Origin of the sequence: Archangium sp., assembly GCF_036389735.1 — a bacterium.
In the GTDB taxonomy this organism is placed as follows: Bacteria; Myxococcota; Myxococcia; order Myxococcales; family Myxococcaceae; genus Archangium.
This window is the reverse complement of sequence record NZ_DASVWK010000517.1, coordinates 1-6,997: the sequence shown is the minus strand read 5'-3', so window position 1 is coordinate 6,997 and position 6,997 is coordinate 1. Positions and strand designations below refer to the sequence as shown.

Below are 6,997 nucleotides of genomic sequence, written 5' to 3'. Positions count from 1 at the left end.
GCACCCGGACGGTTGGAAGCTACGCCTGTGAGGCCACGATGAAGTCCAGAGTCCGTGTCATCGCACCGCTCGCCGCGACCCTGCTGCTGGGGGCCGCGCTGGCGGTGCGCTTCCTCCTGCTCGCGCCGGAGCCCGAGGTGGCCCCGGCGGCGCCGGTGTCGCCCGTGACGGCGGCCCCGGTGTCGCCCGAGCCGGAGCCCGTGTCGCCCGCCCCCGTGCCGGCGACGCCCGAGCCGGTGAAGGCCCAGACGGAGGTGGTGGTGGAGGGGCGCCGGGCGACGGTGGTGCCCATCCAACCGGGGGACGTGGTGCCGGAGCCCGAGGTGGAGAACCCGCCGCCGCAGCAGAACGACCCCATCGAGCCGGAGAAGCCGCAGACGGCGGCGTGGAAGCACAAGAAGATGGTGCGCGTCACGGAGCTTCTGGTTCGGGACGTGGAGCGGCTGGAGCAGGAGCGACTGGCGGCGGAGCAGCGAGGAGACGCGGCGGAGGCGAAGCGGCTGGAGGTGCAGCTCACCCGGCACCGAGCGAGGCTGATCACGCTGCGCGAGGAGACGGAGGCGTTGGCGGAAGCGGCGCGCCAGGAGCCCGCGGAGTAGAGCAACCCACCCCCCCGTGCACCGAGCCACCGTCCTCCTCACCGTGCTGGCCCTGTGCGCCTGCGCGCCCATTGCGGACCCAACGCACCCGAGCACCCGAGCGGACGCGGTGATCGGAGGCACGGAGGCTCCGGAGGACGCGGCGGTGGTGGCGCTGCTCGCGCGCCGGACGCGGTGTGAGGAAGACTCGCTGACGCTGCTGTGCACGGGCTCGCTGATCGCCCCGGACGTGGTGCTGACGGCGGCGCACTGTCTGGACGTGTTCGGCACGCAGGGCGATCACGAAGTCTTCCTCGGGGAGTGGCTGCTGCCGGAACCACGGCCGGGCGGGCGCTTCGTCCGGGTGACGCGAGCGGTGCGCCATCCCCGCTACGAACCCTCGACGCACGCGTACGACGCGGCGCTGCTGCGGCTGGCCTCACGGGTGGAGGTGCCGCCACTGCCGTTGCCCGAGCCGGGCTGGGGCACCCTGGCCCCGGACAGCCTGGCGCGCGTGGTGGGCTTCGGCGATACGAAGGACGCCACCGCGCCCGCGGGCCGTCGACGCCAGGGAATGCTCCGGGTGACGCGGGTGGAGCCGAGCGCCTTCCACGCCGGGCCGGCGCCGGCGATGAGCTGTGTGGGTGACAGCGGCGGGCCGGTGCTGGTGCGAGGCGCGGACGGGCGCGAGGTGCTCGCGGGCGTGACGGCGAGCGGTGACGTGGCGTGCCGCACGGACGCCGTCAACGTCCGGGTGGAGGCACTGCTCGAGGACTTCGTGAAGCCCTTCCTCGCCGAGGCGCCGGAAACACCGGGCCCGGTGCTCGCGCCCGAGGCCCTGTGCGGAGCCCCGTGCACGCGCGACGTGGAGTGCCCCGGGGAACTCTCCTGCGTCGCGGTGACGGAGGAGGGGCCGGGCCGCTGCCTCCTGCACGCATTACAGGAGGGCGATTACGGGGCCACGTGCACGCGGGACGCGCAGTGCGGAGCCGGGAGCGTGTGCGCGCGCCTGGCGCCCGAGGGCGAGGACGCGTGCCGGTGCTTCACCCCCTGCGGGCAGACGGTGGTGCCCGAGGAGGTGGGTGGCTGCGCGGGCGCTCCGGCCGTGGGCCCGGGCGCGTGGACGTGGCTGGTGCTGGCCGGGTGGCTCAGCCGCCGTGGATGGGCAGGCGCTTGCGCGGGCCGCCGCTGCGGGTGATGCCCATCTCGCTGGGGGCCTTCTTGCGGCCCTGCACGGGCGAGCCACGCTTGCTGCGTGCCTGGTGACGCTCCTCCGCCTCGTTGCGCGGATTCTTGGGGCGCTCCGCGCTGCGGTAGGCGGCGGCGGGCTCGGTGGCCACCGTCTTGCGGCGCATGTCGTGGCGGTAGGTGGCGGCGGCCTCGTCCGGAATCGTCCTGCGGCGCGAGGTGCTGCTGCCGGTCTCCGGCACGGGCAGCTTCTGGCTCTGCGCCGTCCTGCCCTGGCCGGGCGGGCGACGCTGGCTGACGGTGCGGTCGGTGACCTTGGCGCGGGCGAGGATGCCGCGGCTCTTCTTGAGCGCGTGGGCACTCTTGCCAGCGGGAACGTCGCCGGTGTCGCTGGCCTTCAACGTCACGGTCGTACCCTTGGCCTTGGCGCGCTTGGTACGCGCCTGTCTCGTCTTCTCTGGCATGGGACCTCCCCCATGTAGGATTGGGATGACCGGCCCGAATGACCAGGGGGCCGGTCCATCGGTTGTCGGTTGGACCGCGAGGGCTACAGCGCGTTGCCGCGCTTGGTCTTGCGGCGGCTGGCGGTCTTCTTGCCGGGCCGCACTTCGGTGGTCGCGGGCCCGAGTCCCACCGGCTCCGTCATGGCCGGGCCGGGGGTGGCCTTGCGCATCAGCTTCTGGCGACGCAGGGCCGCGGCCTGGTCGCGGGGCACCGTCTTCTTCCCCTTGGCGACTCCCGGAGCCTGCCGGTTGGGCAGCGTCACATCAACGTCCGCCACCCGCCTCTTGTTCTTCACGCCTGCTTCCCGAGTCCTCACTGCCATGTAGTGGCCTCCTGAGATCGGAGGTAAGGACGCCCGGGCGGTTTTTCCATCCCCCCGCCCTCTCCCTTGCTTGCATGCACGCGTCGCTTCAGCGCCCCGATTCGGCCGCGGCGCGCGGGCAATCCGCCACCAGCGCCTGGGCTTGCGCGTCCCCGCCCTTGGCCTCGCGCACCACGCGCGACAGCGACGTCGAGCACTGGAAGGCGGAGGGCACCGTCCTCGCGTGGCAGCACCGCCACCCATCCAGCCGCTTGAGGTAGCCGAGCGCCTCGCGCCGGGTGGGCATCACCACGAACCACACCGAGGCGAGCGCCAGCGCCAGCCACACGCCCTGCCAGCCCAGGCCGCGCTGCCACTTGCGCGACAGCGGCGCCACCGCCTCCGGCTGTACCTTCAGCAGCCGGTCGCCATGGCGCCGCTGGAGGATGGGCGCGAGCGGCAGGTCCACCGGCACCACGAAGGCCCTCGCGAGGCCGAGCCCCGGGCCCGGCACGGCGCTGCTCTCGTCCACCAGCCGCAGGCCCACCACGCCGCGCCACAGCGTCCACCCGCTCAGCCCGCCGGCCAGCGACAGCAGCACCCACGTCACCGCCCCGGCCACCACCAGCGCGCGCGGCGTGCGGTCCACGTCCAGCATGCGCAGCGCGCCCCAGCCCACCAGCGCCGACGTGGCCAGATCCAACAGGTCGGCGAGCCACAGCCGCCACAGGTACCGGGTATCGGCCGGCTCGAGTTCCGAGGAGAACAGCGCGTCGTTCATTGCTCCCAGCATAGACCGCGCGTTCCCCTCGGGGGGGCCGGTCGCTCGGACCTCTCCGCTTTCAGGAAGCGCGGCGCTTGCCGCGCGCGAGCATCTCCGGCGGAAACAGCCAGCCGTCCGCGGGGGCGGCCGAGGCCGCGGGGGCCGCCGGGCGCCCGGCCTTGGCGGACGGCTCGTTCGCCGTCTCCACCAGCGTGGCCTTCAGCGCGCGGCCCGAGGTGTTCGGCAGGGCCTTGAGCGGCGGCAGGTTCGTCTTGCGGCAGCTGCGGCACCAGGACTGGGGGCGGCGCTCGCCTCGGATGACGCGCGTGCCGAAGTCCTGCTGCGTCGGCCCCACGTGGCCGCAGCGGGGGCAGCGCGACAGCGCCGTCTTCCCCACTTCCTTGGCCCGCTCCCGGCCGAGCTTCACCACCAACGCCAGCGCCGCGGCGAAGCCCATGGGCTCCGCTCCGGTCTTGCGGGCGCGTTTCTTCCGTCCGCTCTCGGACCGGCCCTGCTTCGGGTCCGTCCCGTCGAGAAGCTTCCCCTGCTCCAGGACTCGCAACGCGCCTTTGTTGGTCGAGTGGCTCACGGGTACTACTCATACTAGTGGGGTCTGACATGCCTTGCCGATCAGCTCGGTCACCTGCCTGCTCACCAGGTAGGGAAGCTGGCCCCTCCTCGGAGATCCGCTCCCCCCACTCCCGGGGCCATGCCCACCTTCCTGGAAACGATCCTCCAGGAGCGGGCCATGGCCGACACCCCTACCCAACCCCCCCAGAGCCGCGGTGAGAAGCGGCACGACTCCCACCTCGGCCGCAGCTATGCCGCCTTCATCCAGCACCTGTGCGAGGTGGGGAAGTTGGAGCCAGGACTGGCGGAATGTGCGGCGGTGTCGGTCATCAACGCACTGCTGCACCGCATCCAACCCGGGGAGGCGAAGGATCTGACGGCGCAGCTGCCGCGCAAGCTGGTGGAGTTCCTGCCCAAGGAGGGGCAGCAACCCGGGCGCGTCTACGGCAAGAGCCGGGACGACTTCCTGCGCGTGGTGGCCGAGGATCTGCGCAAGGACGCCTCCGAGGTGGAGGGGCTGGTGCGCGCCGTCTTCCAGGGGCTGCGCGAGCACATCTCGGACGGGGAGGCCGATGACGTGGAGAGCAACCTCCCCCGCGAGCTTCAGGACCTGTGGCGGCGCACGCAGTAGTGCCCCCGCGCCCGGCCTAGGTGGCGCCTCCGTCCCCGCCGACACCGGCGGGGAACACGGGCGTGCCTCCGGGGAGGCTCGGGTCGTGCGGAAGGCTGCCGCGCGGGCTGCGCAGGTACACGAAGGGCGTGGCGAAGAGGAAGTTGCTCACCCGCGACGTGTAGATGTCCGAGTAGCGCTCCACCTGTCGCGCCAGGTGGCTCTTGTCGTTGCCCGCCCGGGTGAGGAGCCCCCAGATGGGGTTGGCCAGCTCGCTGGCGGCGCGGGCCAGGGGGCCGATTTCGGCGTCGAGCGCCTCCAACTGGGTGCGCAGCTCGAACACCCGGGTGTGGAGCTGCTCGTCGGGAGTCGAGGCCTCGCGGGGACCATAGCCCTGCCGGCGCCGCTGAATCTCCAGGCGCAGCTGGCAGGACTCGGCCTCCAGGCGCTCCTTCTCCACCATCTTCTCGGCGAGCCGCACCTCGGTGGCCCGGAAGGCACTGATGGCGCGAATCTCGTCCTCCAGCTCGCGCAGGATGAGGGCGGTGCGCCAGCGCAGCACGTTCTTGGTGACGTGCACGTCGCCGAACATGTGGTCGCCCACGTAGAGGATTTCATCCCCGCTCATGCCGAGGAAGCGCTCCACCTCGGTGGCGCTGCCGCCGAAGTAGGGCACTCCCGCCTTGAGTGGCCCCGAGTGCGGACGCAGGAGGCCCTCGTGGCCCGGCGCCGTCACCACCTCGAAGAGGGAGGAGCGCGTGGTGAAGAACTCGGGCTTGCGCGCGCTGACGATGACCACGTCGAAGAGCTCGCGCCACGTCATCCCCTGGGGGAGGTAGGGGTCCACCGCGGCGTGCATCATGGGCAGGGTGTAGGCCCACTCGCTGTTGGTGATGAGCAGCAGCTTCTTGCCCGCGTTCTTCTGGTCCAGCAGGGCCAGTGTCGTGTCCGGATCCTGGATGAGGTAGCGGGCCGGGTCGGCGATGATCTCCGCCTTGAGCGCGCCCTCCATGTGGGTGGCGTCGAGGCTGCGGCGCACGTGCTCGTAGACATCGGTGTAGCCCATGGGGCCGGGGAGCTTGCCGGCATCCAGCAGGTCCACCACCTGGGCGTAGAGGCACGCCTCGGAGAGCGAGAAGAGGGTGTTGAGGAACACCCAGCGGCGGTCGGCCAGGTCGATGATGGTGCGGGCGTACTCGTTGCGCTGGGTCTCGAAGTCCATCGACCGGGTGCCGTGGAGCGCCTTCTTCACGAAGCCGAAGCGGTTGGCCTTGAGGAGGTTTCCCTTCTCGGTGTCGATGATGAGGCCGCGCATGGCCAGCATCGGATCGAATGTGAGGTGCGCGACGGGCCAGCCCAGGGCCACGAGCCGATTTCTCATATGCTCATAGGCGCGCTGCTCCCACGCTTCCACTTTGTAGTGGATGAGCGTGTAGTCCATGTCATAACCGATGGCCTTGATGGCCCTCATGTTCAGGGTGCGATTGCAGAAGAGGCCGCGCTCGGGAGGGGGGGCTGCCAGATAGCCGCTCATATGGCTACCTTCGTGCCCTGGCCGGTACCAAAAGTCGATGCTTCTGGTGGTGAGGGTGTTGGTGGTGGGCGGGGAGCCGGCCGGGACCCGCCTCGAGTGAGGGGAGGCGAACATGCGGAACCTGCCGGGCCTGACGGCCCTGGTGTGGATGCTGGCGGCGGGTGGCGTTGGCGCCGAGGAGTGGAAGACGGTCGCGACGGGCGAGGTGGTCATCCGCGTGCGCGAGCGGGCGGACGTCCCCGGGGGCCGCGAGGTGTGGGCCGAGGGGGAGCTGGCCGCCAACATCCGCGACGTGCAGACGGCGCTGCGCGACCATGAGAGCTTCCGCTTCTGGATGCCGTACGTGACGGAGTCGAAGCTGCTGGCCACCGAGCCGGACGGCCGGCTGACGTACACGCGCCTGGACTTCCCCGTCATCTCCAACCGGGACTACGTGCTGCGGGTGGTGGACGAGCAGTTGCTGGCCGAGGACGGGACGGGGTTGTTCCGCCAGCGCTGGGTGGCACAGGGCAAGGCGCTGCCGGAGCGTGACGGCGTGGTGCGGCTGCACCGCAACGAGGGCAGCTGGCACTTCGCCCCCAAGGGCGAGGGCCGGGTGGCCTTCACCTACCGCTTCACCGTGGAGCCCGGCGGCTCCATTCCCGGCTTCCTGGCCGGGCTGGGCGAGAAGGGCGCGGTGATGGACACGGTGCGCGCGGTGGAGAAGCGCGCCCAGAAGCTGGGCTCGGCGCGGGCCTCGGCGCACTGAGAAAGAAAAAGGGGCGCACGCCCGAGAGCGTGCACCCCTTGAAGTGAAGCGGAAGCGGGCCGATCAGGCGGCGCGCAGCAGGCTGGCGGCCTTGAACGCCGCGAACTGGGCCAGGTTGTACTTGTCGCCCTGGGCGGCGGGGGACGCGTCGCCCTTGCGCGAGCTCATCAGGCCCTTGACCAGGTCCAGGACGCCGCCGGT

9 protein-coding genes are annotated in these 6,997 nt (G+C 71.6%); 4 read left to right on the top strand and 5 right to left on the bottom strand.

Annotated elements, in window-relative coordinates; all coding sequences use genetic code 11:
- Positions 1-599, top strand: a 599-nt coding sequence (locus VF794_RS18120; RefSeq protein ID WP_331112072.1) for a hypothetical protein, incomplete at its 5' end; no start/stop codon positions are given.
- 16 nt (positions 600-615) lie between these two features.
- Complete coding sequence (locus tag VF794_RS18115; protein WP_331112071.1) at positions 616-1,776, top strand: S1 family peptidase; 1,161 nt, start codon at positions 616-618, stop codon at positions 1,774-1,776.
- Here the strand turns inward: VF794_RS18115 and VF794_RS18110 are convergent.
- The 4 genes from VF794_RS18110 to VF794_RS18095 all read right to left on the bottom strand — a co-directional run bounded on the left by VF794_RS18110 (position 1,727) and on the right by VF794_RS18095 (position 3,923).
- The gene (locus VF794_RS18110) at positions 1,727-2,230 is read right to left on the bottom strand and encodes a hypothetical protein (protein WP_331112070.1); all 504 of its coding nucleotides are present in this window, start codon (positions 2,228-2,230) and stop codon (positions 1,727-1,729) included. The genes VF794_RS18115 and VF794_RS18110 overlap by 50 nt on opposite strands.
- 83 nt (positions 2,231-2,313) lie before the next feature.
- The gene (locus VF794_RS18105) at positions 2,314-2,565 is read right to left on the bottom strand and encodes a hypothetical protein (protein WP_331112069.1); all 252 of its coding nucleotides are present in this window, start codon (positions 2,563-2,565) and stop codon (positions 2,314-2,316) included.
- 115 nt (positions 2,566-2,680) lie between these two features.
- Positions 2,681-3,352, bottom strand: a complete 672-nt coding sequence (locus VF794_RS18100) for a hypothetical protein (RefSeq protein ID WP_331112068.1) — start codon at positions 3,350-3,352, stop codon at positions 2,681-2,683.
- 61 nt (positions 3,353-3,413) lie between these two features.
- The gene (locus VF794_RS18095; protein ID WP_331112067.1) at positions 3,414-3,923 is read right to left on the bottom strand and encodes a hypothetical protein; all 510 of its coding nucleotides are present in this window, start codon (positions 3,921-3,923) and stop codon (positions 3,414-3,416) included.
- Between the two features lie 159 nt (positions 3,924-4,082).
- On the opposite strand from VF794_RS18095, the gene VF794_RS18090 reads away from it, so the two are divergent.
- Positions 4,083-4,535, top strand: coding sequence for a DUF2267 domain-containing protein (locus VF794_RS18090; RefSeq protein WP_331112066.1), 453 nt, complete (start codon positions 4,083-4,085; stop codon positions 4,533-4,535).
- Positions 4,536-4,551: 16 nt separating this feature from the next.
- On the opposite strand, the gene VF794_RS18085 is transcribed toward VF794_RS18090, so the two are convergent.
- On the bottom strand, positions 4,552-6,048 hold the full coding sequence (locus VF794_RS18085) for an HAD-IG family 5'-nucleotidase (RefSeq protein ID WP_331112065.1): 1,497 nt from the start codon (positions 6,046-6,048) through the stop codon (positions 4,552-4,554).
- Between the two features lie 112 nt (positions 6,049-6,160).
- Between VF794_RS18085 and VF794_RS18080 the strand changes: the two genes are divergently transcribed.
- Positions 6,161-6,796 carry an SRPBCC family protein gene (locus VF794_RS18080; protein WP_331112064.1) on the top strand — a complete coding sequence of 212 codons (636 nt, stop codon included), beginning with the start codon at positions 6,161-6,163 and terminating at the stop codon, positions 6,794-6,796.
- Positions 6,797-6,997: the final 201 nt, after the last annotated feature.

What these genes read in the sequence shown, in the direction of transcription:
- VF794_RS18100 (WP_331112068.1), bottom strand. Translation starts at nt 3,352, where the DNA reads ATGAACGACGCGCTGTTCTCCTCGGAACTCGAGCCGGCCGATACCCGG.
- VF794_RS18090 (WP_331112066.1), top strand. Translation starts at nt 4,083, where the DNA reads ATGGCCGACACCCCTACCCAACCCCCCCAGAGCCGCGGTGAGAAGCGG.
- VF794_RS18110 (WP_331112070.1), bottom strand. Translation starts at nt 2,230, where the DNA reads ATGCCAGAGAAGACGAGACAGGCGCGTACCAAGCGCGCCAAGGCCAAG.
- VF794_RS18085 (WP_331112065.1), bottom strand. Translation starts at nt 6,048, where the DNA reads ATGAGCGGCTATCTGGCAGCCCCCCCTCCCGAGCGCGGCCTCTTCTGC.
- VF794_RS18080 (WP_331112064.1), top strand. Translation starts at nt 6,161, where the DNA reads ATGCGGAACCTGCCGGGCCTGACGGCCCTGGTGTGGATGCTGGCGGCG.